The organism is Micromonospora sp. WMMD1082 (genome assembly GCF_029626175.1).
Lineage (GTDB): Bacteria > Actinomycetota > Actinomycetes > Mycobacteriales > Micromonosporaceae > Micromonospora.
In genome coordinates this window covers 2,170,400-2,197,311 of the sequence record NZ_JARUBM010000002.1, presented here as the reverse complement: position 1 = coordinate 2,197,311, position 26,912 = coordinate 2,170,400, and the positions used below count along the sequence as shown (strand labels likewise).

The 26,912-nt window shown below is 68.9% G+C and carries 17 protein-coding genes; 10 read left to right on the top strand and 7 right to left on the bottom strand.

The window, feature by feature from the left end; genetic code table 11:
- The first annotated feature begins 214 nt into the window (after positions 1-214).
- The 5 genes from O7615_RS10320 to O7615_RS10300 all read left to right on the top strand — a co-directional run bounded on the left by O7615_RS10320 (position 215) and on the right by O7615_RS10300 (position 12,523).
- Positions 215-3,805 (top strand): LamG domain-containing protein, encoded by a 3,591-nt coding sequence (locus O7615_RS10320; protein ID WP_278177187.1) that lies wholly within the window; start codon positions 215-217, stop codon positions 3,803-3,805.
- 164 nt (positions 3,806-3,969) lie between these two features.
- The gene (locus O7615_RS10315) at positions 3,970-10,527 is read left to right on the top strand and encodes an RHS repeat-associated core domain-containing protein (protein ID WP_278182047.1); all 6,558 of its coding nucleotides are present in this window, start codon (positions 3,970-3,972) and stop codon (positions 10,525-10,527) included.
- Between the two features lie 7 nt (positions 10,528-10,534).
- Positions 10,535-10,825 (top strand): hypothetical protein, encoded by a 291-nt coding sequence (locus tag O7615_RS10310; RefSeq protein ID WP_278177186.1) that lies wholly within the window; start codon positions 10,535-10,537, stop codon positions 10,823-10,825.
- A gap of 452 nt (positions 10,826-11,277) precedes the next feature.
- Positions 11,278-11,577 carry a GRAM domain-containing protein gene (locus tag O7615_RS10305; RefSeq protein ID WP_278177185.1) on the top strand — a complete coding sequence of 100 codons (300 nt, stop codon included), beginning with the start codon at positions 11,278-11,280 and terminating at the stop codon, positions 11,575-11,577.
- A 469-nt stretch (positions 11,578-12,046) separates the two neighbouring features.
- On the top strand, positions 12,047-12,523 hold the full coding sequence (locus tag O7615_RS10300; protein ID WP_278182046.1) for a hypothetical protein: 477 nt from the start codon (positions 12,047-12,049) through the stop codon (positions 12,521-12,523).
- Between the two features lie 551 nt (positions 12,524-13,074).
- Here O7615_RS10300 and O7615_RS10295 read toward each other — a convergent pair.
- Positions 13,075-13,983 (bottom strand): LysR family transcriptional regulator, encoded by a 909-nt coding sequence (locus O7615_RS10295; protein ID WP_278177184.1) that lies wholly within the window; start codon positions 13,981-13,983, stop codon positions 13,075-13,077.
- An 86-nt stretch (positions 13,984-14,069) separates the two neighbouring features.
- Between O7615_RS10295 and O7615_RS10290 the strand changes: the two genes are divergently transcribed.
- The gene (locus O7615_RS10290; protein ID WP_278177183.1) at positions 14,070-15,389 is read left to right on the top strand and encodes an aspartate aminotransferase family protein; all 1,320 of its coding nucleotides are present in this window, start codon (positions 14,070-14,072) and stop codon (positions 15,387-15,389) included.
- A gap of 37 nt (positions 15,390-15,426) precedes the next feature.
- On the opposite strand, the gene O7615_RS10285 is transcribed toward O7615_RS10290, so the two are convergent.
- The 3 genes from O7615_RS10285 to O7615_RS10275 form a co-directional block, all read right to left on the bottom strand.
- Positions 15,427-16,932 carry a family 43 glycosylhydrolase gene (locus O7615_RS10285; RefSeq protein ID WP_278177181.1) on the bottom strand — a complete coding sequence of 502 codons (1,506 nt, stop codon included), beginning with the start codon at positions 16,930-16,932 and terminating at the stop codon, positions 15,427-15,429.
- 344 nt (positions 16,933-17,276) lie between these two features.
- Positions 17,277-18,509: an APC family permease gene (locus tag O7615_RS10280; RefSeq protein WP_278177179.1), complete on the bottom strand. Its 1,233-nt coding sequence runs from the start codon at positions 18,507-18,509 to the stop codon at positions 17,277-17,279.
- 10 nt (positions 18,510-18,519) lie between these two features.
- Positions 18,520-19,287 carry a phosphatase PAP2 family protein gene (locus O7615_RS10275; RefSeq protein ID WP_278177178.1) on the bottom strand — a complete coding sequence of 256 codons (768 nt, stop codon included), beginning with the start codon at positions 19,285-19,287 and terminating at the stop codon, positions 18,520-18,522.
- A gap of 66 nt (positions 19,288-19,353) precedes the next feature.
- Between O7615_RS10275 and O7615_RS10270 the strand changes: the two genes are divergently transcribed.
- Positions 19,354-20,619 carry a DUF4032 domain-containing protein gene (locus O7615_RS10270; RefSeq protein ID WP_278182045.1) on the top strand — a complete coding sequence of 422 codons (1,266 nt, stop codon included), beginning with the start codon at positions 19,354-19,356 and terminating at the stop codon, positions 20,617-20,619.
- A gap of 9 nt (positions 20,620-20,628) precedes the next feature.
- On the opposite strand, the gene nagA is transcribed toward O7615_RS10270, so the two are convergent.
- From nagA to O7615_RS10255, 3 genes are all read right to left on the bottom strand, one after another.
- On the bottom strand, positions 20,629-21,738 hold the full coding sequence (gene nagA, locus O7615_RS10265) for an N-acetylglucosamine-6-phosphate deacetylase (protein ID WP_278177177.1): 1,110 nt from the start codon (positions 21,736-21,738) through the stop codon (positions 20,629-20,631).
- The gene (locus O7615_RS10260; protein ID WP_278182044.1) at positions 21,735-22,709 is read right to left on the bottom strand and encodes an ROK family protein; all 975 of its coding nucleotides are present in this window, start codon (positions 22,707-22,709) and stop codon (positions 21,735-21,737) included. The genes nagA and O7615_RS10260 overlap by 4 nt, the downstream gene beginning before the upstream one ends.
- Before the next feature lie 97 nt (positions 22,710-22,806).
- Complete coding sequence (locus O7615_RS10255) at positions 22,807-23,736, bottom strand: sugar isomerase (RefSeq protein ID WP_278177176.1); 930 nt, start codon at positions 23,734-23,736, stop codon at positions 22,807-22,809.
- A 196-nt stretch (positions 23,737-23,932) separates the two neighbouring features.
- On the opposite strand from O7615_RS10255, the gene O7615_RS10250 reads away from it, so the two are divergent.
- The 3 genes from O7615_RS10250 (at position 23,933) to O7615_RS10240 (ending at position 26,858) form a co-directional block, all read left to right on the top strand.
- Entirely contained in the window at positions 23,933-24,718 is a 786-nt protein-coding gene (locus O7615_RS10250; protein ID WP_278177175.1) for a DeoR/GlpR family DNA-binding transcription regulator, read from the top strand.
- Between the two features lie 119 nt (positions 24,719-24,837).
- Positions 24,838-25,848: an ATP-binding cassette domain-containing protein gene (locus O7615_RS10245; RefSeq protein ID WP_278177174.1), complete on the top strand. Its 1,011-nt coding sequence runs from the start codon at positions 24,838-24,840 to the stop codon at positions 25,846-25,848.
- Entirely contained in the window at positions 25,845-26,858 is a 1,014-nt protein-coding gene (locus O7615_RS10240; RefSeq protein WP_278177173.1) for an ABC transporter permease subunit, read from the top strand. Before O7615_RS10245 ends, O7615_RS10240 begins: the two co-directional genes overlap by 4 nt.
- The last annotated feature ends 54 nt before the right edge of the window (positions 26,859-26,912 follow it).

The following is a 26,912-nucleotide window of genomic DNA, read 5'->3' as shown; positions in this document are numbered from 1 at the left end:
CGGACCGGATGTGTGCCAGATCACACTTAGATGTACGTGGACGCAGTTCACATAACTTTCTGTAGTCCAGCCATGCCCGGCACCTCGGCATATTCGACAAAGTCGATGCGTTCACGTGGCGCTGTTCCGCCATTCCGGCCACGGGACAACCGGGACGAGGGGTGCGCCCTACCGTCTCTGCCACTGCGTTGCTTTCTTCACGGGGGTGTCGGTGGTGGGCGTTCGGTGGCGGCGTGGGTTGTCCGCTGGGGTGGCGGCTCTGTTGGCTGTCGGCGTGGTCGGCGTTCCGGCGCCGGGGCGGGTAGTCGCCGGAGCCCCACAGTGCGCCGACGTGGCCGACTCGGAGGTCGAGGCGAAGGCGTTGGCGACCTCCTGCGATCAACCGGTGGTCGTGGACGCGTCGCGGACGGAGTTCGCCGAGGTGACCGCGTTGCCGGATGGGCGGCTGCAGTTCGCATCGGCGGTGGTGCCGCAGCGTACGCGCAAGGCCGGTCGGTGGGCCGACATCGACTTGGACCTGGCTCGGGGTGGCGACGGGCTGTGGCGGCCGGGGGCCTCCGTCGCGGATGTGGCGTTCTCCGGTGGTGGGGACGGCCCGATGGTGGCGCTGACGCGGGGCGGGCGGACAGTCACGCTGTCGTGGCCGCGCACGCTGCCGGCGCCGGCGGTGTCCGGGGACTCGTTGACGTACCCGAACGTACTCGCCGATGTGGATCTGGTGGTGCGGGCGACGCGGACGGGCTTCACGCACGTTCTGGTGGTCAAGACGCGGGCGGCGGCGACGCATCCCGACGTGCGCGCGCCACGGTTCCGCATCGGTGGTGACGCCAAGGTCGTGCCGGGCCCGGATGGCGGCCTGCGGGCGATGGCAGGTACGGCTGTCGTCGCCTCGGCCGAGCCGGCGGTGATGTGGGATTCCCGGGTGGGGACGACCGCCGGCGTCACGGCGCAGGGGTTGTCGGCCGAGAGCCCGCCGTCGACGTCGACGGCAGCCGGGGACGCGGCGCGGGTGGGAAACGTGGGCGTCGAGGTGTCCGGCGGTGACCTGGTGTTGCGTCCGGATGTGACGCTGCTGGACGACCCGGATGTGGTGTTCCCGCTGTTCGTGGACCCGGCATGGTCGGTGCTCAAGAGCAAGTGGGCGTACGGGACGAACAACGGGTCGTCGAACTCGGACACCAGTCGCGCGCGGGTGGGATTGAACCCGGACACCGGCGCCCTGTACCGGTCGTACTTCGAGTTCTCGACGACGGCCAACGGCGTGTCGCTCAAGGGCAAGCACATCGAGTCGGCGTACGTGCAGATGAAGTTGGACCACTCGTGGTCGTGCGGGCCGACGGTGACGGCGATGTATCTGACCGCGGCGATCAACGCGACGCCGAAGGCGACCTGGTCGACGATGACGATGAGATCATTCCTGAATTCGGCGACCGGGAACGCGAACGAGTCCGGTGGGTGCTCGTCGATCCAGCCTGACATGATCATGAACTTCCGGGGGTCGAACACCACCAACCAGGTACAGGCCGCGGCGACCGGGAACTGGAACTCGATCAGCGTGGCGTTCACCGCGCGGGCGGCCGACGGGTCGGGCGAATCGACGCAGGATCGATGGAAGAAGTTCTTCCCCAACGACGCGAAGCTGATCGTCGACTACGACACCAAGCCCGGCGCTCCACACACCCTGCAGGTCGCTGGTGTGGCCTGCGGTTCCGGGGTGCTGACGATCGGCACGCTGACTCCGACGTTCTCCGCGGTCTTCCCGGACGGCGACAGCAGCGACTCGCTGACCGGCACCTTCGAATGGATCGAGGTGCCGGCCGGGGGTATGGGTACGGTGACCAACACCTCCCCGGCCCGTAAGAGTCCGCCGCCGGCGAGGACCGGAATCACCCCGAACAGCCGGGCGACGAGTTCCGCGGTGACGATCGCGAAGGGGCCTACCTACGCGTTCCGGGCCAAGGGCACCGACAAGGCTCCGTACTCGATCACCGGCCCTTGGTCGTCGTGGTGTCAGTTCGCCCCGGACACCACCGTTCCGCCAGTGCCCACGATCACCCCGGGTACGGCGGGTGGCCCGGGTAGGACCATGACCTTCACGTTCAGCACCACCACCACGGACGTGACCAAGTTCCGCTATGGCTGGTCCAACCCGCCGACGACCGAGATCACCGCCAGCGGCACCAATCCGAAGACGGCCACGGTGACCGTCACCGTGCCCAGCTTCGGCCAGAACACCTTTTGGGTCCGTGGCATCGACGCCACCGGCAACCTGGGCAACATCGGCTCCGCCACCGTCACCACGCCTCGCTCGTCACCGGCCGTCGCCAAGTGGGGCCTGGAGCAGTACCCCGGTGTCGATCAGACCGCAGCGCTCGCCGACCAGCAGCCCACGCTCGGCGACAGCGACGGTGCCGGCCCCCTGGTGGCCGACACGCCCTTGACCGCCAACGGCATCACGTGGTCCAACGATGTGCGGCTCATCGGCGGCCGGACTGCGGCGCTCAACGGAGCGGGTTATCTGACCACGTCCGGACCGGTGGTGGACACCAGCAAGAGTTTCTCGGTCGCAGCATGGGCACGCCTCGACGATGCGAACTCGGATCAGGTGGTGGTGTCCCTGCTGGGATCGGTGCGTGCTCGCTTCATGCTCTACTACTCGGCCGCTGACGGCGGTTGGCGTGTCTTCATGTACGACACGGATACGCAGGCGGCGTCGGGCGACGGAAAGACCGGCAGCGCGCCGGTCGTCGGACGATGGACGCATCTCGCGGGTGTGTACGACGCCACGCACAAGAGTCTCAGCCTGTACGTGGATGGCACGCTCGCCGGCACCGTGAGCCAACTCGGAAGTTGGACGGCCACCGGGCCCTTGAACGTGGGCCGCGCCGTGCACGGCGGCGGCGCCGTTGCCCCGCTTCGCGGGCAGGTCGCCGACGTGCAGGTGTTCGACCGGGTGCTCGTGCCGCACGACTTCACCGGCAAGCTGGCGCAGGACCCGACGTCCAGCGGGTTCCATGAGCCGGGCATCCTGACGCCGGTGCAGGTGGGCAACTGGAACTTCGAGTTCGCAGTTCCCTGCTACCTGGCTGACCTGCGGGACACCTGCCAGGCGCGCGACACGGTGACGGCCTGGGATCGGTGGCTGGCACTGACGCGGGGTTCCGCCGTCGGCACCGGCTATTCCACCGATGGCTCCGGGCTGTGGCTTGACTACGAGTACTTCCCGGAGGAGGGCTACACCGAGGGCACTGCGGAGTATGGGCGGAGTGCGGTGAAGACGGGGACCACGCCGCCGGACGCCGACGGTCTGGAGTTCACCCAGTGGCAGGACAAGCCGGTCCTGCGTACCGATCAGTCGTTCACGATGTCGGCCTGGGTGATGCTCGACCGGCTGGACGGTATGCGGACGGCGGTGTCCCAGCGGGGGGTGCATGAGAGCGCAGGCTGGCTCAAGTTCAACGCCACCCTGGGCAAGTGGCAGTTCGTTGTCAGCGACGAAGATGTCATCACCACCTCCACCGCCAGCGTCACCTCGACGTCGACGGCCGAGGAGGGCGTGTGGACCCACCTTGCTGGCGTGTACGACGCCGGGCGGAACCAGCTTCGTCTCTACGTCAACGGTGAGCTCGAAGGGGTCACGCAGAACATCCCGTTCACCCCGATGGCGTCGACCGGTCCGCTGCTGGTGGGCCGAACGCTGTGGCGAGACCAATTGATGGACCAGTGGACCGGGGGCATCGACGACGTCGCCGTTTTCCAGGGTGCGCTGACGGACACGGCGGTGTCCATGCTGTACGACTCGTAGCTCCGGCCGGACCGAGCGGTCCAACCTCCAGATGTACGCGCTGATGAGACATACCCACACCCTCTGCTCGATGCGGCTGTCCTTACCGGGGAGAAAGCACGATGTCTGCACGCTCTGTTCACGACTCGCGACAGTCACGACGGAACAATCGTCGAGCGGGCCGCCTGCGCCGGTGGATCGCCGGGCTGACGGTCGTTCCGGTGGCGGCGTCGCTGCTGGTAGGTGTGCCGGCTGAGGCCGTTGCGCCGAGGGCGGAGCCGGTACGGCCGCCGGTGGAGAAGCTCGACTCGCATGGTGGCCCGGTGTCGGGGCGGGCGTGGGCGCAGCAGCTGGTGCAGGACGCACCGGTTCCGAAGCCGGTGTGGCCGGCGGCGAGCACCGCTCGGGTGACACTTCATTCGTCGAGCGCGACTGGTCGGGGCACCCGGGCGGGTGCGCTGCCGGTATGGGTGGCTCGCGGTGGTGGTACGGGCGGTGTGCCGGCCACCAGCGTGGATGTGCAGGTGGTGGACCGGGAGTCACTGCCGGCCAACTGGCGTGACGGTCTGGTGCTCAAGGTGACGACGCCGGCCGGGGCTGCGGCCGGCACGGCGAAGGTGTCGGTGGACTACAACTCGTTCCGGCACGCGGTGGGTGGGTCATGGGCATCCCGGCTGCGGCTGTGGCAGGTTCCGGCCTGTGCGTTGTCGACACCCGACGCACCAGGTTGCCGGTCGGTGCCGCTCCCCACGACGAACGACCTCGGCGCGGGAGTGGCGACCGCGGAGGTGACCGCCACCCCCACCCCGGGGGCACCGAGGGAGCTGGCGCGGCTGTCGGGGGAGATGACGAACCAGGCGAGTGGCTCCTTCCTCGCGCTGGCGGCGGCGGGGTCGGGCGCGGACGGCGACTTCACCGCCACCAGCCTGGCACCGTCGTCGACCTGGTCGGCGGGCGGTTCCTCCGGGGACTTCTCGTGGAGCTATCCGCTGCGTACGCCGCCGGCAGCCGGCCCGGAGCCGTCGGTGGGCTTGGCGTACTCGTCGGCCTCCGTCGATGGTCGTTCGGAGGTGACGAACAACCAGCCGTCGTGGATCGGCGAGGGCTTCGACTTCTCGCCGGGGTTCATCGAGCGGCGATATGTGCCCTGTGCGGAGGACAGGAAGAAGGCCGGCGCGAACAACACCAAGGACACCGGCGACCTGTGCTGGCGGTCGGACAACGCGACGATGAGCCTGAACGGCAGCGGCACCGAGCTGGTGTTCGAGACCGGCAAGGGCTGGCACGCCCGCTCAGAGGACGGCTCGAAGATCGAGAAGTTGACCGGTGCGACGGGAAACGGTGACGACAACGGTGAGCACTGGAAGGTGACCACCGCCGACGGTACGCAGTACTTCTTCGGCCTGCACTCGCTGCCGGGGCACACGTCGAAGACCAATTCGACGCTGGCGGTGCCGGTGTTCGGCAACCACTCGGGTGAGCCGTGCCACGCCGCAGCGTTCGCCAACTCCGACTGCCAGCAGGCGTGGCGGTGGAATCTGGACTACGTCGTTGACGTGCGCGGCAACACGATGTCGCTGTGGTACGGCAAGGACACCAACAAGTACGCCCGAAACGACACCGACTCCGACGACGTGTCCTACGACCGGGACGGCTATCTGACCCGAATCGACTACGGCACCTACGACCGCGCGTCGGCCACACACGGCGTGACCGAGCGCAGCGTCACCCCGTACGCGCAGGTGCTGTTCGAGACGGACATGCGGTGCTTCTCGAACTGTGGCACCGAGTCGAATCCGGTCAAGGCGTCGTGGAAGGACACCCCCTGGGACCAGGAGTGCAGCGCGACATCGTGTCCGCAGCAGTACTCACCAACGTTCTGGACGACGAAGCGGCTGAAGAAGATCACCACGAGGGTGTGGGACACCACGAAGACCACCCCGGCGTGGCAGGACGTGGAGTCGTGGACCCTGTCGCACACGTTCGCCGCGACGGCGGACTCCACGCACACCGGGCTGTGGCTGAACAGGATCGATCACGCGGGGCATGTAGGCGGCACCGTCAGCCTGCCGCCGGTGACGTTCGAGGCGGTGTCGTTGCCGAACCGGGTGTTGACCGCGCACGGCACGACTCACAACTGGCTACGGATTTCCAGCATCGTGACGGAGACCGGTGCCCGGATCAAGGTGGACTACGCGCAGCCGGAGTGCACCGAGGCGATGGTGACGGGGTTGAACCCGCACACGAACACCAGGCGGTGCTACCCCGTGCGGGTGCCGGACCCGGCCGACTCGACCGGTGAGCGGCTGATCACCGAGTGGTGGCACAAGCACCGGGTCGAGCATGTGGTCGAGGACGACGTGCAACTGGCCAACGGGCACCAGGCGCCGTCACGGCACACGTGGTACGAGTACGTGGGAGCGCCGGCGTGGCACTACGCCGACGACGACGGTCTGACCAGGCCGGAACGCAAGACATGGTCACAGTGGCGTGGCTACGCGCAGGTCAAGACCCGTGTCGGTGACGATTCGGCGACCCAGACGCTCGCGGTGACGACCTTCATGCGGGGCATGCACGGCGACAAGGCCAGCCCGAGCGGGGGCACCCGCAGCGTGACGGTTCCGGCCTCGCTCGGCACGGAGACGGTCTACGACGAGGATCAGTTCGCGGGGCAGGTGCGGGAGCAGGTCCTCTACAACGGGGTAGAGACCAAGCCGGTGACGAAGACGGTGAACGTGCCGTGGCGGTCCAACCCGACCGCGAGCCGGACGATCAACGGTGACACCGTTGAGGCCAGGTTCGTCGACACCCAGACGAGCTACACCGCGACCGCCCTCGGCATCGATGGCAGCCGGGGCTGGCGCACCTCGCGGGGCACCAAGAGCCTGGATCACACGTACGGCACGGTGAACTGGTCACAGGACGACGGCGACATAGCTGTCACCGGTGACGAGAAGTGCATCACCTACCGCTACAACCGCAACACCGGCAAGAATCTCACCACCACGGTGAAGCAGACCACCACCACCGCGCTGGCCTGCGGCACGAACCCGTCCACCGTCGACGACCTGATCTCCGACGCGCGGAGCTACTACGACGGCGCCAGCAGCGTCGACACCGCGCCGACATTCGGGCTGGTGACGAAGACCGAGCAGCTCAAGGACTGGGCGGCCGGCACCGGCACGGTCTGGCAGGTGGTGTCGCAGGGCAGCTACGACTCCAGCGGCCGGCCGGTGAGCGCGACCGACATCAAGGGCAACATCACCACGACCGCGTACACGCCGGCCGTGGGGGGCCCGGTCACCAAGGTGACCACGACGGGCCCGGCGCCGTTCAACTGGACCTCGTCCGTGGACACCAACCCCTACTGGGGCTCCACCGTCAAGGCCACCGATCCGAACAACAGGGTGATCTCGGACATCGAGTACGACGCGCTCGGGCGGGTCAGCAAGGTGTGGGGACTGGGCTGGACCAAGAGCGCCAACCCGACCACCCCATCCGCGCAGTACACGTACACCTTCGCGTCGGGCCGCAACGCCTATCCGTTCGTCAGGGCGCAGACGTTGAACCCCGACGGAAACTACGTCACCTCGTACGAGATCCTCGACGGGTTGCTGCGCTCCCGACAGACCCAGAGCCCGGCGGTGGACGGGACCGGGAACCGCGTGGTCGCCGACACGCTCTACGACAGCCTCGGCCGCGCCGCAATCTCCTACGGAGCACACGCTGAACCGGGGGCACCCTCCGGCACTCTGTGGTGGGAGCCGGAATGGTCCCTCCCCGCCGTGTCAAAGACCGTATTCGACCGGGCGTCGCGCCCCACGAACACCATCTTCCTGGCCGGGGACGGAGAGACGAACCTGGTCGAGAAGTGGCGCACGGTCATCGCCCATGAGGGCGACCTCACCAAGGTGACACCGCCCCAGGGCGGAACCCCGACCACGACGGTGACCGACGTCGAGGGCCGTGTCGTCAAGCTGCGCCAGCACACCACCACGGCGGGCGTCGGCGGGGCCTACCAGGAGACCGAGTACGTCTACAACCGCAAGGGTCAGCAGGTCAGGACCGTCGACCCGGCGGGAAACCGGTGGGTCAACGAGTACGACGCCCAGGGCCGCCTGTGGCGTGCGACCGATCCCGACAAGGGCGTGACGACCAGTACCTTCAACGACGCCAACGAGCTGGTCAAGACCACCGACGCCCGCGGTGAGGTGCTCTGGTACGTCTATGACGCGTTGGGCCGGAAGAAGGAGCTGCGGGACGACTCCGCCACCGGGGCGCTGCGCGCCGAATGGAGGTACGACACCCTCTACACCGGGCAGAGCGGCTTCAGGGGCCAACTCACCCAGGCGGTCCGCTACGAACCGGCCGGCAGCAGCAACGCCTACCGCTGGCAGGTGGTCAGCTTCGACGACCGTTACCAGCCCAAGGGCGTCAACTACGTCATCCCCGGCAACGAGACCGGCCTGAGCGGCACCTACAACTACGCCTACGGCTACTCGGCGGCGACCGGCACCCCGACCTCCATTTCCTACCCGGCCGGTGGTGGGCTGGTCACCGAGCAGGTCACCACCGACTACGACGCCACCACCGGAATGCCCGTGCGGCTGGACACCAGCCTCACTGGCTTCGCCGGCACGATGGCCACCGCCACCTACACCGCCTACGGCGAACGCAGCGGCTCCATCTACAAGATGCCCGGTGGCGTCTGGACCCAGGACACCGTCTACCGCGACGAAGCCACCCGCCGCATCGACCGCACCACCGTGCAGCGTGAAACCATCGCCGGCACCGTCTCCGACCGCAACTACACCTACGACCACAGCGGCAACATCACCTCGATCGAGGAGAGGCCGCAGATCGGCCAGGCCGACACCCAGTGCTTCCGGCAGGACCTGCTGGGCCGGCTCACCAGCGCCTGGACCCCGAAGGCCGGAGTGACCTGTCAGAGCGCCCCGACCGTCGCTGACCTCGGTGGCCCGGCACCCTACTGGCACGACTGGACCTTCAACACCACCGGCTCCCGGCTGACCGAGACCAGCCACACCGCCAGCGGCGACACCACCCGCACCTACACGGTGCCGACCGGCGGCCAGGGCGTCGTACGCCCACACGCCGTCACCGCGATGACCACCCAGGCGCCCGGTCAGAGCGATGTCGTCAGCAACTACGGCTACGACGCGGCCGGGAACACCACCTGCCGGCCGACCGGCACCGCCGCGAACAACTGCGGCACCGGCACCAACAGTCAGAGCCTGGGCTGGGACGCGGAGGGCAAGCTCGCCACGGTCGCGGCCGGTGGCCAGACCATCGAAACCAACGTCTACGACGCCGACGGTGTCAGGATCATCCGCCGGGACAGCGGTGGGACCACTCTCTACCTCCCGGGGCAGGAGATCCGTCGCGAGGGCAGTGTCAACACCGGTACCCGCTACTACAGTTTCGCCGGCACCGTCTGCGCGTCCCGCAAGGGTGGTTCGGCGACCACCGACCTGACCTGGCTCTTCGACGACCATCAGGGCACGCAACAGATCGCCGTGAACGCGGGCACCCAGGCTGTCTCCATCCGCCGTCAGACCCCGTACGGGGCGCCGCGCGGTGCGAACCCGGTCTGGGCGAACAACAAGGGCTTCGTCGGTGGGGACATCGACCCCACTGGGCTGATCAACGTCGGTGCCCGGCAGTACGACCAGACGCTGGGCCGGTTCATCTCCGTGGACCCGGTCCTCGTCGCCGACGACCCGGCCCAGTACAACGCCTACCAGTACGGCGGAAACAACCCGATCGACAACGCTGACCCCACCGGTCTGTACTTCACGGAGAACAGCGAGGACACCGGTGACCGCGCCCACGTCATCACCACTCCCTCCGGCAAGACCGAAACCAAGATCGTCAAGAAGTACGTCCCGCCCGCCTGTAAGTCCAGCTGCCAGCAACAACGCGAGACGTTCCGGAAGGCGAGCAACGAGCGGGCAGACGTAGAACGCAAGCAGCGGGAGTGTCAGGCCAGCTTCTGGTGTCGCAATGCGGGTGCGGTGGGTGCGGTGGGTGCGGTCGCTGGTGTGGCGGCTGGCGTGATCGTGGGCGGAGCGTGCACGGCGGCGAGTATTGGTGTGGGTGCCGTCGGGTGCGCGGCGATCGGCGGGTTCGTCGGCGGAGCTGTCGCGTCGTTGGTCACCAACGGCCTCGACGCCGACGACGAGAGCGGCTGGCAACTCGCCGGCGAAGCCTTGGTCGGCGGAGCCATCGGCGGTGTGCTGGGCGCAGGCGGCGCAATTCTCCTGCCCGCCCTCGGATCCGGAGCCCTCGCATTAGCGGGAGGTGCCGGGCTGCGGGCGGCCCTTCGATCGTCGGCAGCTCAGGCGGCAGCCCCGCTCAAGCAACTGGCCAGCGCAACCACCAAACCGACCGGTGGCTACACGAGTGTGCTCTCCCGCGAGAATGCCAAGCACATCATCGCTGGAGACTCGCCCACCTCTGGGGGGCACGCGTGGCCAGGGAACCCGGGAAAGAGCACGTTTCCGTGGCATTGGTCGGACTCCAAGATTTTGCACTCGGTGTCTGATATATTGACCGATCCGGCGACCGTGTGGAAAAATCAGACAGGGCCGTCCGGATCCATCTTAACGAACGCCGGGGATCCGGCCAAGTGGGTCACTGAATCGGTGAGATTCGGTAAGAATATCCGCGTAATCTATCAACCTGCCAGCGGCAACGTGCCGACGGCATTCCCGCCTAGGTGAGGCCGGCATGCATTATAATGAAATACGGCGTGAGGCGGATTTGATAGTGCAGGAGCTTCAGCGAGTCTTGGCGGGCTTTGTTCGCACTTCCGATGTCGCACCCGTGGACCCGGAAGATTTTCGGGAAATGGTCTGGGCGGGTGAGTCGAGGTTGGGCACCGAGACCCTATGTGAGCAGTTGGTGGAGAACGGAGTTCTCTTGCCCGTGTCTCTTGCGCAACGTTTGCGGAGATTTGGCGAATCCGTTGGTGTTGCGAAAAGCTACATCGACCGCATCGGTGTCACTCCTGGCGAATGATTGCCTCCGGCCGGGCGGGCTGTCATGGCCCGTCCGGCCGGAGTTCTAATAGGCGTGTGTGCCTGGCCAGTTGTAAGTGGATAACTTGCAGGTCCGTGTTCCGCTTAAGTGAGGCGATATGAGGATCATGGTCGAGGGCGCTGCGAGATGAACAACTCGATAAGGCAGTCTCGGCCGTATCGCGGGTTATCGACGAACTTGGCCGCGAGTCCTTGACGGTGACTAGCTTAAACGAAATCACTATTGCTTTGGGCCAACATCCGGCCGTGATCATCGTCCCCGACCCTTAACCGTTGTTGTCAGGACAAAGCGTAGCTGGTGGCTGGCAGCCCGCTTCGTGTATTCACCTGCACGCCGCTGCGTCTGCCGCACTGCCGGGTTCTGCCGCAACCACTGCCATGTCATGTATGTTCGCCTCCCTTAGGTGGCGCTAGGCAAGGAATGTGACCAATATGAGTGATGCCAACATTTTGATCAGTCGCCGAGCGAACCTCTGGCGCGGAGTCGAGTCGGTCGGTGGCCGACTGACCCTGACCGACCAGTACCTCTCCTTCCGGGCGCACGCCCTCAACGTGCAGACCGCACCCCTCAACATCCCACTCCAGGACATCGTCGCTACCCGCAAATACCGGAACCTGGGGCTCGTGCCCAACGGATTAGCAGTGGCGACGAAATCGGGAGTCGAGTACCGTTTTGCAGTGGGAAAGCGAGCCCATTTTATCGACAAAATTGCGGAACTGACCCCGCGATAGTCGCCAGGTCGGAAATCCACTACTGCCGGAGCAAAGTCTTGGATGCCCTGGGCAGGAGATCCGTCGCGAGGGCAACATCAACACCCGAACCCTTACTGCATATACATACATGGCGATGGAAAGCGGAGCTGTCTCCAGCAGTAGTGCGGCTGGCGACCTAGGCGGAGCAATTCTGCTCACATTGACGGGGATTTCCAGGTGCTATCCGGCAAGTCGATCCGGGGGCCAGGGTGGCGGCAGCCCGCTTCTTCAGGGGCAGGGCACGCTTTCGGCTTCGGTGAGAGTTTGGTTGTCTGCATTCAGTCCTCGGATCAGAGATTTACCCGTACGACATCTGATGGACATTGACCTCGGGGTTTGAGGCCCTTGTCGAGGGCTGTATCCTGCGGCGGCGCACGGAATTCTTGCCCGGTGCGGCCCACTGGCAGTTTCTGGAAGAGGACTTCAGGTGGAATCTGTGGATGCGTACATGGATGTCGTCCGGCAGCGGATGGCCGCCGACGGGTGTGCGGTGACTGATGAGAGCATCGGCTCGATGCCGGTGGTGGTGGGGTACCGGTCGCGGATGCGGGCGCTGACGAGGATTCATATCTTTGCCGTCGCGGCGAAGATGGATCAGGTCGACGAGGAGAGCCTCCGAACGTACGTCGACAGCGTGGTGAACCTGGGTCTGGGTCGCAAGGGTCAGTGGCGCGGTATGCAGTCGGGTGTCATCGTGCTGCCCATCCTGGTGACCGAGTCGGTGGACTCCGCGGCCGCTGCACTGACCCAGAAGGCGTACCGCCTCAATGTGAACGGTTTCGCGGCGATGGCCCAACCCGCCGTCGTGGACGTGCAGGCCGGCCAGGTGTGGACCTTCCGGGGAACCAGGTTGTGGGGTTACGCCTTCAACTCACTCATCAAGCAGCTGTACACGGCCTACCTGCCGGAGCCGGTGGCCAGGTGAGTTGATGGCGGGCGGCTCGCTTGGTCGGCAACGGCGGGGCTGCACGGATGGCGTGCATACGTAGCGGACCATGCCCGTCACGGCGAGCGACTGCACCGGCAGCTCACGCTTCGGCTCCCGGCCATGGGGCAGGGTCCTGCGGAGGTCGACGAGAGGCTCAGCAGGATCACCCGGCGTTCGGCGCGGTGCGGCGTCCAGTGGACGAGCGTACGGTGGCCAGCGCGCCGGGCACGTCGTTGCGGCGGGCCGTCGCCAGCGTGCTGGGGGCCGCCAGGGAGCAGTACGCCGCTCAACGCGACCGTAGCGTCGGCCCGGACTACCCGGGCAGCGCGACGGCGTCCATCACCTCGGCCAGCGGCACCGCCCGGATGTCCACGGGTGCCGCTGATTGCCCGGCGCGCTCGGGGACTCCCTGCTCTCCAGCGCACGGACACCTGGTTCCGGTGCGATCGGGGTGGCCCGGGTCGGGTTCATGCCCTGCTCCATGCCCTCCTGGAGCGGCGCCCGTCCCTGCTTCCCGGCAGCCCATACCCTCTCCGGTTGGTATCCGCTCATGCCGAGATAGCGGGGGTCGTGGAGAGGTGGCGAAGTTCGTGGAGGACGATCTGGCTCGCTGTGGTGAGAGTTGAGCGGCTGCGAACGGCCGCGTAGACGTGGCGGGTCAGCGGTCGGTGTAGCGGGCGGGTGGCGACGTGGTAGCGACGGTCCACGGCCAGCTCGGGCAGGAGCGACACGGACAGGCCGGCTTCGATATGCGCCAGGAGCAGCTCGTAGCTGGCGAAGCGGCCAGCCACGACCGGCTCGAAGCCGGCCTGTCGGCAGGTGCTCGTCACCAGGTTGGACAGGTATGTGCCGGGCATGTCGATGGACCAGGCCGCCTGGGCGAAGTCGGCCAGGTCCGCCGGTGCGTCGGACGCAGCCTGCGACCGCGGCAGCACGAGCACGATGGCGTCGGTGAGCAGGGGAATGGTGTGCACGTCAGGATGCAGTGGCATGGACCCGTCGATGAAGTCCGCAGCCACGATGATGTCGTAGTCGCCGCGGTGCAGGGCCGGATGGCTGGCCTGCGGGTCCAGTTCGGCGACCTCAAGCCCGATCCTGGGATGCGCCTCCCGGAGCCGCGCGGCGAGCGGAATGACGACGGTCCGGATGGCGCTGGAGAAAGCCGCGAGGCGTACCGGCCCTGTCGGTTGTCCGGAGAGGCCCCGGAGGTCCGCCTCAGCAGCCTTGACCTGGTCAAGGATGATGCGGGCGTGCCGGGCGAGCGTACGCCCGGCAGGTGTGAGCTGTACGCGTCGGCCGGTACGCCGCAGAAGTTCGGTCTGGGTCTCCGCCTCCAGGACCGCCAGCTGTGCTGACACTGCCGACGGACTCATGTGCAGGGTCGCGGCGACGGCCCGCATGGTGCCGAGGCCGTCCAGCAGGCTGAGCATCTCCAGGCGTGCTGTGTTGAGCCGCATCGGAAACTCCCTGTGCGCGAAGTCCGCACAGCATAGTCAAGAAGATTAGCTTTTCGTGCATAACGAACGCTCCTATCGTGAGGCCCATGACGCTGACTACCGAGCGGAGTGCCGCCGAACAGTTCTGGTCCGACGCTGCCCGCCATCTGGTGCGTTACGGCGGCTCGTTCACGCCCGAGATCATCGAACGCGCGGCCGGTAGCTTCGTGTACACCGCTGACGGCCGGCGGATCCTGGACTTCACCTCGGGCCAGATGAGCGCCATTCTCGGGCACTGCCATCCCGCGATCGTCGAAACGGTGCAGCGGGAAATCGCGAGGCTGGACCATCTGTTCAGCGGCATGCTGTCCCGCCCGGTCGTCGACCTCGCGCGCCGGCTCGCCGAGTCCCTCCCCGCGCCGTTGCAGAAGGCGCTGCTGCTGACGACCGGCGCCGAGTCGAACGAGGCGGCCATCCGGATGGCCAAGCTCGTCACGGGCAAACACGAGATCGTCGCCTTCGCCAAGTCGTGGCATGGCATGACGCACGCCGCGGCCGCCGCAACGTACAGTGCCGGCCGCCGGGGATACGGGCCCACGCCGGGGAACTTCGCGATTCCCACGCCCAACCCGTACCGCCCCGACTTCACCACCCCTGACGGCGAGTTGGACTGGCAGCGCCAGCTCGACTACGGTTTCGCCCTCGTCGATGCCCAGTCATCGGGAAGTCTCGCGGCGTGCATCGTCGAGCCGATCCTCAGCTCTGGCGGCATCATCGAGCCACCGCCGGGCTACTTCGTCGCACTGGCACGCAAGTGCCGTGAGCGCGGCATGCTGCTGATCGTTGACGAGGCGCAGACCGGTCTGTGCCGCACCGGCACGTGGTACGCCTTCCAACGTGACGGCATAGTGCCCGACATCCTCACGCTGTCCAAGACGCTGGGCGCCGGCCTACCGCTCGCCGCGATGATGACGACAGAAGAGATCGAACAACGGGCACACGAGCTGGGTTACCTCTTCTACACCACACACGTATCCGACCCCCTCGTCGCCGCCGTCGGCAACACCGTGCTCGACGTCCTCCAACAGGAGCAGATGGACGTACGGGCCCGAGAACTTGGCGAGTTCCTGCGCGCCGGCCTGCTCGACATCAGAGACCGACACGACGTGGTGGGCGACGTACGCGGGCGCGGCCTGATGCAGGGGGTCGAACTCGTCCTCGACCGGGAGACGCGAGAGGGCTCGGACGTCCTCGGCGCCCACGTCACCCGCCGCTGCCTCGAACTCGGCCTCCATATGAATGTCGTGCAACTGCCCGGCATGGGAAGCACCTTCCGGATCGCACCACCCCTCACCACGACGCGGGAGGAACTGGCCCTCGGCCTGGAAATCCTGGACCAGGCGATCGGCGAAGCGGCGCCAGCCTGACCGGCACCCCACCGCCGACCGATGCCCGCGTACGAGATCAGGAGGTCCGGCGGAACGTGGCGTCGGCGCGGCCCGTGTCGTTGCTGATCGGGTCGATCCGCAGCACGTAGTTGCTGTGCCTGACGTACCGGTCGGGGAAGTTGTAGGACTGGAATGACGACCACGACGAGTTCGCCAGTCCGGCTACCTGACGGAAGGTGGCGTCCTCCCGGAACGCGGTCGAGCCGTTGTTCGGTTCCAGTCGCAGGACGTAGTTGTTGTGCCGCAGGTAGTACCCGGGGAAGTTCTCCGACTCGAACGACACGTACCCGGAGCCGTTGTTGGCCAGGCCGGAAACCACCCGGAACCGCCCGTCCAGCGCCGGGTTGACGTTCGGGTCGATCCGGACGGCGTAGTTCTGGTGCCGCACGTAGCGGTCCTGGAAGTTGAATGACTGCAGTCGTTGGACGGGCACTGCGCCCGCGTTGTTCAGCTCGCCGGACGGGCCGGCCAGCACGGTCGAGGTGGAGACGGGGACGCCGAGGTGGGGGGTGCCGTCCGGGTTCCAGGAGATTCGCTGCGCCCGGCTGGTGCGGGTGGTGCCACAGCCCTGGGAGGACGAGGAGTTGGCGTGGTAGACGATCCAGTCCTCCGTGCCGTCGGGCGACGTGAAGAAGGAGTGGTGGGCGGGACCGTACACCCCGTTGGCGTCGTTGCGCTGGAAGAGCGGGTTGGCGAGCTTGGTCCACGAGCTGCGGCTCAGCGGGTTGGCGCCGGTCAGCTCAAGCGCCCCGACCTTGTAGTCGGGTGTGCCGCAGTAGCTGGCCGAGTAGGTGAGGAAGGTGCGGCCGCCGCGTTGCAGCACGTAGGGGCCCTCGTTGACGGGGTTGCCCTGGCGCTCCCAGGAGAGGGTGGGCTCGGAGATGAGCGTCCCCAACGCCGCGGGTGTCCATGGGTTGGTCAGGCGGGTGATGTACAGGCTCTGTAGGCCGCCGTTGTCGAATCCGGAGTTGTTGTTGAACGCGGAGAACACGAAGTAGTTCACTCCGCTGACCGTCATGACGCTGCCGTCGATTGACCAGCCGTTGTTCGGCATCAGGTTGAGCTGACCGCGATAGGTGTAGGGGCCCATCGGATCGGTTCCCGCGCTTTCCAGCACATGCTGGCGCTGCCCGCTGCAGCACGCGCTCGGCCCGGCCGAGTAGTACAGGTACCAGCGCTGCCCGTTCGGTCCGTTGAGCAGGTGCATACTGGGCGCCCACATGTTCGATGTCGCGTTCGGCTGCGACATGGTGAACACGCGGGTCTCCGGCGCGGTCCGCAGGCCGCCAAGAGTCGACGCCCTGCGGATGAAGATGTTCCCGGTCCAGGTGGTTGCCGTGTAGTAGTAGTTGCCGTTGTGGTAACCGAGCCACGGGTCGGCGCTGTTGGGCGTACCGACGATGGGGTTCTGGAACGACGCTCCCGGAGCGGCGCTGCTCGGGGTGGAAACGGCCAACGCGCCGACGCTGGCAGCGACAACGGTGACCAACACGGTGGCCAAGAATCGTACACGTAAGCGCATGATGCGGATTCCTTTCGACGGTCGATGACGGGGTCGGTATGGACGAAGGACAACATGTGATCGCTCACACCGATTCGCCCGCAGCCAGGAGTTCGGCGGGAAAGGGTTCACGAGCGTGCGTGATGGCGGTGCATTGGGGTTAAACCGCAGGAGTTGCCGGCGGTCTATGTTACGTCCGAGTGTTAGCGATAACACGATTGCTGTCAAGAGTTCACCTACGGCACTACAGTGCCCGTCGAGTGGCTCTCTGCAACCAGGATGTTCGCTTGTGAACGTTCACGACCAATTGACTCGTGTCTCTTGCATTCAGGTGTGGAACCAGCTACACGCGTGGACTCGAACGGTCAGCTGCGGGTGGGGCGGACGGCGTACCAGGCGGCGCCGAGGGCGAGCACGCCGAAGCCGGCGAGCACGTTGGCCAGCGGCAGGTTGACCGCGAGCAGTACGCAGCCGGCCAGCCCGGCCACCGCGAGCACCCGCACCGGCAGCTTCCGCTCCGGTTCCCGGCCGAGGGTCAGCGCCGCCGCGTTGGTGATCGCGTAGTAGACCAGCACCGTGCAGGCGGAGAAGCCGATGGCGCCCCGCACGTCACCGAGCACGACCACCAGGATCACCACGGCGGCCACCGCCAGTTCGGCCCGGTGCGGCACCCGGTGCACGGGGTGCACGGCGGCCAGCGCGGCGGGCAGGTCACGGCGGCGGGCCATCGCCAGGGTGGTGCGGCCGACCCCGGCGACCAGGGAGAGCAGCACCCCGGTCACCGCGACGGCCGCCCCGGCGCGGACCACCCACTCCAGGCCGGGCAGTCCGGCCGCGCCCACCACGTCGGCCAGCGGGGCGGCCGACGTGGCAAGCCGAGCCGGCCCGAGCACCCCGAGCGTGATCACGGCCAGCACCAGGTAGATCGCCAGCACCAGGCCGAGCGCCAGCGGCACCGCCCGGGGGATGGTCCGTTCCGGCTCGCGTACCTCCTCGCCCAGGGTGGCGATCCGCGCGTACCCGGCGAAGGCGAAGAAGAGCAGCCCGGCGGCGGTGAGCACGCCCCGGGCGGAGCCGCCGGGCTGGTCGATCCGGCCGACGGAGACGCCGGTCGCGCCGGCCACCGCGACCAGGGCCAGCACCGCCAGCACGACCAGCACCAGGACCCGGGTGGCGGTCGCGGTCTTCGTCACGCCACGCAGGTTCACCCCGGTCACCGCGATGACGGCGGCCACGGCGACGAGCCGGGCCTGCCCCGGCCAGAGGTACGCCCCGATGGTCAGCGCCATCGCCGCGCAACTCGCCGTCTTGCCGACCACGAAGCCCCAGCCGGCGAGGAAGCCGGCGAACGGGTTGAGCCGCTCCCGGCCGTAGACGTACGTGCCGCCGGACTCGGGGTAGCGGGCCGCCAGCCGGGCCGAACTGGTCGCGTTGCAGAACGCGATGAACCCGGCCAGGGCCAGCGCGATCAGCAGGCCGGTGCCGCCGGCCGCCGCCGCAGCGGGAGCGAAGACCACGAAGACGCCCGCGCCGAGCATCGACCCCAGGCCGATGACGACCGCGTCCGGTACGCTCAACCGGCGCGCGAGTTGATCCACGGCCGGCAGGCTAGCGGTGCCGGGTGAACGGAGCGTCCCACTGCCGTAGCCGGCCGGGTAGCGGCAGGTCGTCCCAGGGCACCCGGTGCAGCAGCCGGTCCAGCAGCAGCCCGAGCAGCAACCCGGCCACCGAGTCGGTCAGCCAGTGCCACCCCAGGTACGTGGTGGTGCACAGCACCACGGCCGGTGGCACGATCCGCACCACGAGCACCAGCCGGCGGGGCATGATGCGGCCGAGGCTGGCCAGCAGCGGGGCGAGCAGCAGCGCGAGCACGCCGTACCAGACGATCGCGTTGGCGACGTGCCCGGACGGGTAGGACTGGGCGAACCGCACCGGCAGGTCGTCCTGGAAGAGCGGAAGCGTCTGCGCCGGCGGTAGGAACGGCTCCTTGACGCTGGCAGTGGGCGCGGGCCGGGCCGTCCAGACCTTCAGCGGGCCGATGGTCAGGAAGGTGAGTGCGAAGGCCGCCACCGGGACGAACAGGGGGCGCACGGAGCGCAGCCGGACCGCGAGCAGCACCGCCAGCCCGGCCGCGATCAGCGTCAGCGGGGTGCCCTGGCCGAGGTAGTTGAGGACGACCGCGACCCACCGGGCGGCGGTGGGCCGGTGCGCGTCGGCCCAGTCCGCCACCGCCCGGTCGATCCCGAAGAACCAGTGGGCGGCGAGCGCGGCGGTCAGCCCGGCGAGGGCGGCAAGCAGCAGGACGTCGCACCACCAGCCGGCCGGGCGTACCGGCGCCAGGCGCGTCCCCCGGCGTACCGGCGTCGTCTCCCGCACCCCGCCACGCTACCGGGCCGTGCGGTGGCCGGGCTGTGCGGTGGCCGGGCCGTGCGCGGCGACTGTGTGCCCAGCCACGTGGGGAAGCGTTCCGGCGGGGAAGGCGTCAAACTTGACGCCGTGCGGATCACCTCGGCCCTCGTCGACCCGGCGTTGCTCGACCTTCCCTGGTCGACGCCGCTGGAGCAGTGGCCGGCCGAGCACCTGGTCGCGCTGCCGCAGGGCATCTCCCGGCACGTGGTCCGCTTCGTACAGTTGGGCGGCCACGTCTACGCGGTCAAGGAGACCGGGGAGCGGGTCGCCGAGCGGGAGTACGACCTGCTGCGCGCCCTGGAACGGATCGACTTCCCGTCGGTGAAGGCGGTGGCGATCGTCGCCGACCGGGAGACCGACGACGGTGCGCCGCTGGATCCCGTACTGATCACCCGTCACCTGCAGTTCTCCCTGCCGTACCGGGCGCTGTTCTCGCACACGCTGCGGCCGGAGACGATGGGCCGGCTGCTCGACGCGCTCGCCGCGCTGCTGGTCCGGATGCATCTCACCGGCTTCTTCTGGGGCGACTGCTCGCTGTCGAACACGCTCTTCCGGCGGGACGCCGGCGCCTTCGCCGCGTACCTGGTCGACGCGGAGACCGGTGCGCTGCGCAGCCGGCTCTCCAACGGCCAGCGCGGCGAGGACCTGGAGATAGCCCGGGTCAACATCTTCGGCGAGGCGCTGGATCTCCAGGCCGCCGGCCTGCTGCACGACTCGATCGACCCGGAGGTGGTCTGCGAGGAGGTGGTGCAGCGCTACGAGCGGCTCTGGCACGAGATCACCTACGAGCAGCAGGTCGAGCGGGAGGCCCGGCACGACATCGAGGGGCGCATCCGCCGGCTCAACGAGATGGGCTTCGACGTGGCCGAGGTGGCCATGTCGACCATCGAGAACGGCCGTTACCTCATCCGCCCGAAGGTGGTCGACGCCGGCTACCACCATCGGCGGCTGCTCCGCCTCACCGGCCTCGACGCCGAGGAGAACCAGGCCCGCAAGCTGCTGAACGACCTCGACGCGTACCGGGCGGAGAGCGATCTGACCGATGAGCAGCAGGCCGCGCACCGCTGGCTGACCGAGGTGTTCGAGCCGGTGGTCCGGGCGGTGCCCGCCCACCTGCGCCGCAAGCTGGAGCCGCAGGAGCTGTTCGCGCAGATCATCGAGCACAAGTGGCTGCTCTCCGAGCAGGCCGGTCGGGACGTCGGCATGCGCCACGCCGTGCAGTCGTTCCTCTCCGACGTGCTGGTGCACCGCCCCGACGAGCAGGCCGTCCTCGGCGTGGAGATTCCCTCGCCGCGCTGACCGGACGACTCACTCCACCCAGGCGCCGCCCCGCATCACCTGGACGATCCGCAGGTCGTCGTCGAGCACGACCAGGTCGGCGCGGAGCCCGACCTGCAGGGCGCCGACCTGGTCGCCGAGGCCGACGGCCAGGGCCGGGGTGGTGGACGCCATCCGGACCGCGTCGGGGACCGGCACGCCGGCGGCCACCGCGCTGCGCAGCGCCGCGTCCATGGTGAGCGTGCTGCCGGCGATCGCCCCGTCGCGGGAGAGCCGGGCCACCCCGTCGGCCACGGTCACGTCCTGACCGCCCAGCTCGTACTCGCCGTCGGGCATGCCGGCGGCGGCCATGGAGTCGGTGACCAACGCGCAGCGCTCCGGGCCGGCGGTGGCGGTGGCGAAGGTGAGCGTGCCCTCGTGCAGGTGCACGCCGTCGGCGACCAGCTCGCAGATGACGTTCGGCGTGGAGAGCAGCGCCACCACCGGGCCGGGCTCCCGGTGGTGCACCGGACGCATCCCGTTGAACAGGTGGGTGCCGACGCTCGCGCCCGCCGACACGGCGGCGCGGGTCTGCTCGTACGTCCCGTCGGTGTGACCGACCGCGGCGACCACCCCGTGCCGGGTGAGCAGCTCGACAGCCTCCAGCGCGCCCGGGCGCTCCGGGGCGAGGGTGACCATCCGCACCGTCCCGTCACCGAGCTTGATCAGCTCGGTCAGCTCGTCGGTGGACGGATCCCGGAGGAACTCCGGGTTCTGCGCACCACAGCGGGCGGCCGACAGGTACGGCCCCTCGAAGTGGATGCCGGCCAGCACGCCGTCGCGGACCAGCGGCGCGAAGGCGGTGGTGGCCGAGCGCATCAGCTCGAACGGCGCGCTGACCAGGCTGGCGAGCAGGCTGGTAGTGCCGTGACCCAGGTGGAACGCGGCGGCGGCACGCGCCTGGCCGGCGTCGCCGGTGGTGAAGGTGTGCCCACCTCCGCCGTGCGTGTGGATGTCCACGAAGCCGGGCACGATCCAGTGACCGTCGCGCACCGACGGGTACTCGGCGACCGCGGTGATCCGGTCACCCCTGACCTCGACGCAGCCCTGCCGGATCACCCCGCTGGGGGTTACCACCTTGCCGTTCACCCGTATGGTCACCGCGTCTCCAGTTGGTCGAGGGCGAGCAGGGCGGCACCGAGGCAGCCCGCCTCGTCGCCGAGGGCGGCCGGGACCAGTCGTGGCTCCCGGTGAAAGGTCAGCCGGTCCCGCAGCGCGGCGCGCAGCGGGTCGAACAGCCCGGCGCCGGCCTGGGCGAGACCGCCGCCGAGGACGACGGTCTCCACGTCGAAGAGGGCCTGACCGGTGGCGAGGCCGTCGGCCAGCGCCTCGACGGCGTCCCGCCAGACCCGGGTCGCCAGTCGCTCGCCGGCCGCCGCCCGGGCGGCCACCTCGGCGGCGGTCACCATCGTCGGGCTCACGCCGATCCCGGCGCCGGACGTACCGTCCGATCCGGTGTCGGTGGCGGCGAGTTCGGCGTAGCGGCGGGCCACCGCCGAGGCGGAGGCGATCGCCTCCAGGCAGCCCCGGCCCCCGCAGCCGCAGGCCGGCCCACCCGGCCGGACCAGGATGTGGCCGAGTTCCCCGGCGGCGCCGTGTGCGCCGGTGGCGGCCGACCCCGCGACCACGTGCGCGGCGGCGATGCCGGTGCCGATGGCGACGAAGAGCACGTGCCCGGCGTCGCCGCCGGCGCCGATCCGCGCCTCGGCGAGGCCGCCGGCGCGCACGTCGTGCCCGAGCGCCGTTGGCAGACCGAGCCGCCGGGATGCCAGCTCGCGCAGCGGTACGTCCCGGAAGCCGACGTTGGCCGACCAGACCGCGACGCCGCGCGCCTCGTCCACCACCCCCGGCACCACGATGCCGAGCGCGGTCGGAGTGAGCCCGTCCCCGCGCGCCTTGCCGGCCAGCCCTTCGGTCACCGTCAGGATCGTCTCGACCACCGCGTCGGGACCGCGCCCGGCGTCGGTGGGATGCCGTTCGGCGTGCCGCACGACACCGTCCGCGCCCACCAGCGCGCACTTCATCCCGGTGCCACCCACGTCCAGCGCGAGGGCAACCTCCCGGCCACTCACCCCCACCGCGTCACCTGACGCCCCGACGCGAGCGGTTCGTGGCGCGGGAGCGCCCCCGCTGCGGACAGTTTCGTACCACGATCTCGTGGCGAGGAGTTCACGTGAGCACCACGGAACGGCTCAGGTGCCGGGGCGCGTCGGGGTCGAGCCCGCGACTGGTGGCGAGGGCGACGGCGAAGCGCTGGGCCAGGATCAGATCGGCCATCGGGTCGACCGGGGTACGCCCGGCGGCCCACCGGCTCAGCACCGTGCGGCAGCCGTGGGTGCGGCTGTGCGCGAAGGCCGCGCCGGTGGCGGCGACATCCTCGGGCAGCCCGTCGGGCAGCTCGCCGAAGGCCCAGACCAGCCGGCCGGGGGCGGCCACCGAGATGGGGCCGTGCCGGTAGTCCATGGCGGGGTACGCCTCGGCCCAGAAGGTGGCCGCCTCGCGGCACTTCAGCGCGGCCTCCTGGGCCAGCCCGATGGTCCAGCCGCGACCGAGGAAGGTGACCTGCTCGATCAGGCCCGGGTCGATCGGCAGCGGGGCGCGGACGGCGACCTCCGCGTCGGCGACCAGGGCCGTCATGTTGTCGCCGAGGTGGGCGCGGAGCAACGCCAGCGAGGTGGTCGCGAAACGGGTCTGCACGACCGAGCGCTCGTCGGCGAACGGCATGGTGACGGCGGCGTCCGCGGTCGCCACCGCCGGGGAGTCGGGGTCGCCGACCAGGACCGTGGTCGGCGTCCGCCCGCGTAGCGCGGTGAGCAGGTCCAGCACCTCGGTGGTGGTGCCGGAGCGGGTGATCGCCAGCAGCCGGTCGTAGCGGCGGCCGGCGGGGAACTCGCTGGCCTGGAACGCGTCCGTCTCGCCCTGGCCGGCGGCCTCGCGGCGGCCCGCGTACGCCATGGCCATGAACCACGATGTGCCGCAGCCGACGACGGCGACCCGCTCGCCGGGGCGTGGGAGGTGGTCGACCACCGTGGGGGCCAGCTCGGCCGCCTGGCGCCAGCAGTCCGGCTGGCTAGCGATCTCCGCGTGGACGTACGCCATGAGAACTCCTCGCAGGGCGGACCGTTGCGCATTACGGCTCGTTAATCCCGTCTTTCGCGCGTCATTCTGCGTGAAACCTGATGGTAATCGCAACCGCAGCGACGATCGAGCAGCCCGAGCTTTTGCCTCATCGTAGTTTCGAGCACTAGTGTGCACGCAACCAAGCACCGATCGTGCAGGGACGGGAGGCTCCGGGGTGGACCGCTACGCGAGATGGAACGCCCTGCTCGAGATGCTGACCGACTCGGGTCGGGTCACCGTCGAGGAGGCCGCCGGGCGGCTGGACGTCTCCCAGGCCACCATCCGCCGGGACTTCGACCAGCTCGCCCAGCAGCAGATGATCACGCGTACGCGGGGTGGGGCGGTCGCCAACGGGGTCTCGTACGACCTGCCGCTGCGCTACAAGACGGCCAAGCACTCGGCCGAGAAGCAGCGCATCGGCGCCGCCGCGGCGGCACTCGTCTCGCCGGGCACCGTGGTCGGTCTCAACGGCGGCACCACCAGCACCGAGGTGGCCCGGGCGCTGGCCGTCCGGCCGGATCTGAACACCAACGCCGAGGGCGCTCAGCTGACCGTGGTCACCAACGCGTTGAACATCGCCAACGAGTTGCTGGTCCGCTCCCGGATGAAGGTCGTGGTGGCCGGTGGGGTGGTGCGGCCGAAGTCCTTCGAACTGGTCGGCCCGCTGGGCGGGGCGCTGCTGCGCGAGGTCACCCTGGACGTGGCGCTGCTCGGCGTCGACGCGATCGATCCGCAGCTCGGCGCCGCCGCCCATCACGAGGGCGAGGCGGCGATGAACAACCTGATGGTGGCCCGGGCCAAGCGAGTGGTGATCATCGCTGACTCGTCCAAGCTGGGCGGTCACGCGTTCGCCCGGATCTGCCCGGTCGACCGGGTCGAGACGCTGGTCACCGACTCCGGCGCGGCGCCCGACGTGGTCGAGGCCTTCCACGCCGCCGGCGTGCACGTCGTCTGCGCCTAGAGCCCCGAAAGGTCCCCGTTCGACAGTTCGTCGGCGTGGCGATGCATACCGGGTATTGCCTTCGTCTGCATACCGCGTATGGTGTCCGTCGTCACCCACATCAACGGGGGAGGTGCAGCTTGCCAGCTGTCCTGGAAATCGAAGGTCTACGAAAGACGTACCGAAGTCGACGCCGAGGCACCCGCAACGCCCTGGACGGCTTCGACATGCGGGTCGAGGTGGGGCAGGTGCACGGCTTCCTCGGCCCCAACGGCTCGGGCAAGACCACCACACTGCGTACGCTGCTCGGCCTGATCCGGCCGGACGGCGGCCGGATGGCGATCCTCGGGCACGAGGTGCCCGCGACGCTGGACCAGGTCGCCTGGCAGGTCGGCGCGATCGTGGAGAGCCCGCAGTTCTTCCCGCACTTCAGCGCGCGGGACACACTGTCGTTGCTGGCCAGCGCCGTCGACCTGCCGGCGCGGCGGGTCGACGAGGTGCTGGAACTGGTCGGTTTGCGTGACCGGGCCGACGAGCGGGTCAAGACGTACTCGCTCGGCATGAAGCAGCGACTCGCCGTTGCCTCCGCCCTGCTGAAGAACCCGCGGCTGCTGATCCTGGACGAGCCGGCCAACGGCCTCGACCCGGGCGGCATCAGGGAGATGCGCACGCTGATGCGCAACCTCGCCGAGTCCGGTATGACGGTGGTGCTCTCCAGCCACATCCTCGGCGAGATCCAACTGATCTGCGACTCGGTCACCATCATCTCGCTGGGCCGGCGGGTCGCCTTCGGCCCGGTCGAGGAGGTGCTGCGGCAGCACTCGTCCGGCGCGGTCCGGGTGCGGCTGGAGGCCGTCGCCGACCTGCCGGTCGCCGCCACCGCGCTGACCAGCGCCGGGGTACGCGTCACCACGAACCCGGATCACCTGTTGCTCGCCGGAGTCGACAAGCCGGCCACGGTCACCCGGCTCCTCGCCGAGCACGGCCTCTACGTGAGCGAACTCGCGCCGATCGCGGTCGACCTGGAGAGCGTCTTCCTCGAACTGACCGCCACCGCGCCGGTACCCGGCCAGCACCGGCAGGTCGACCAGTCCGTACGAGTCGACGGGGCGGAGCCGTCCGCGCCCGCCGGGGGAGGTTGGGGCGCGTGAGTCTCTTCCGTACCGAACTGCGCCGGTTGGCCAAGCGGCGCTTCGCCCGCTGGATGACCGCCGGTGGCCTGCTGGTGTTGGTCCTGGTGGTGGTGGGCCTGTTCCTGACCAACCAGAAGATCGGCCCTGAACAGCACGCGGAAGCGCGGCGAGCCGCCGACGCACAGCACCAGGAGCAGGTCCGCTTTTCCGAGCAGGAGCGCGCGAACTGCGAGCGGGCCAAGGCGGCGGGCGAGAACGTCGACTACTACCCGGCCGACTGCGCCGAGATCATCCCGCCGCCCCGGGAGTCGTACGAGGAGCGCTGGTTCCTCCCTTCGACCTTCAACTTCCGGGAGAGCTTCGGCGAGATGCTGATCCCGCTCGCCGGGATCCTCGGGCTGATCGGCTTCGTGGTGGGCGCGTCGTTCGTCGGCGCCGAGTGGAACACCGGCGGGATGATGAACCTGCTGCTGTGGCGCCCGAGACGGTTGACCGTCCTGCTGACCAAGCTGGGCGCACTGCTCACCGGACTGCTCGGGTTGGCCCTGCCGGCCACGGCTGCCTGGTTCGGCAGCCTGTGGCTGGTCGCCAACTGGCGCGGCACCACCGAGGGAATGACCGCCGGCGCCTGGCAGTCGTTCCTCATCACCGGGCTGCGCGGCATCGTACTGGCACTGGTCGCGGCAACGGTGGGCTTCGCGCTGGCCTCGCTCGGCCGGCACACGGCGATGGCGCTCGGCGGGGCGATCGCGGTCCTGGTGGTCGGCCAGATCGGGCTCGGCATCCTGCTGTCCATGGCGCAGGTCCGCTTCGCCGAGGCGTGGCTGCTGCCCACCTACGCCTACGCCTGGATGGCCAAGTCGGTCACCCTTCAGGACTGGCAGGCGTGCCAGGCCACCTACACCGGTGAGTGCAAGCCGGCCACCCTGGACATCACCTGGCAGCACTCGTCGGTGCTGTTCACCGTCGGGATCGTGCTCTTCCTCGGCGCGGCACTCTGGGCGATGCGCCGGCGGGACATCACCTGAGCCGGTCGTGGGCGCGGCCGGGTGTGGCCGCGCCCACGACGCGCCGGAGTGCGC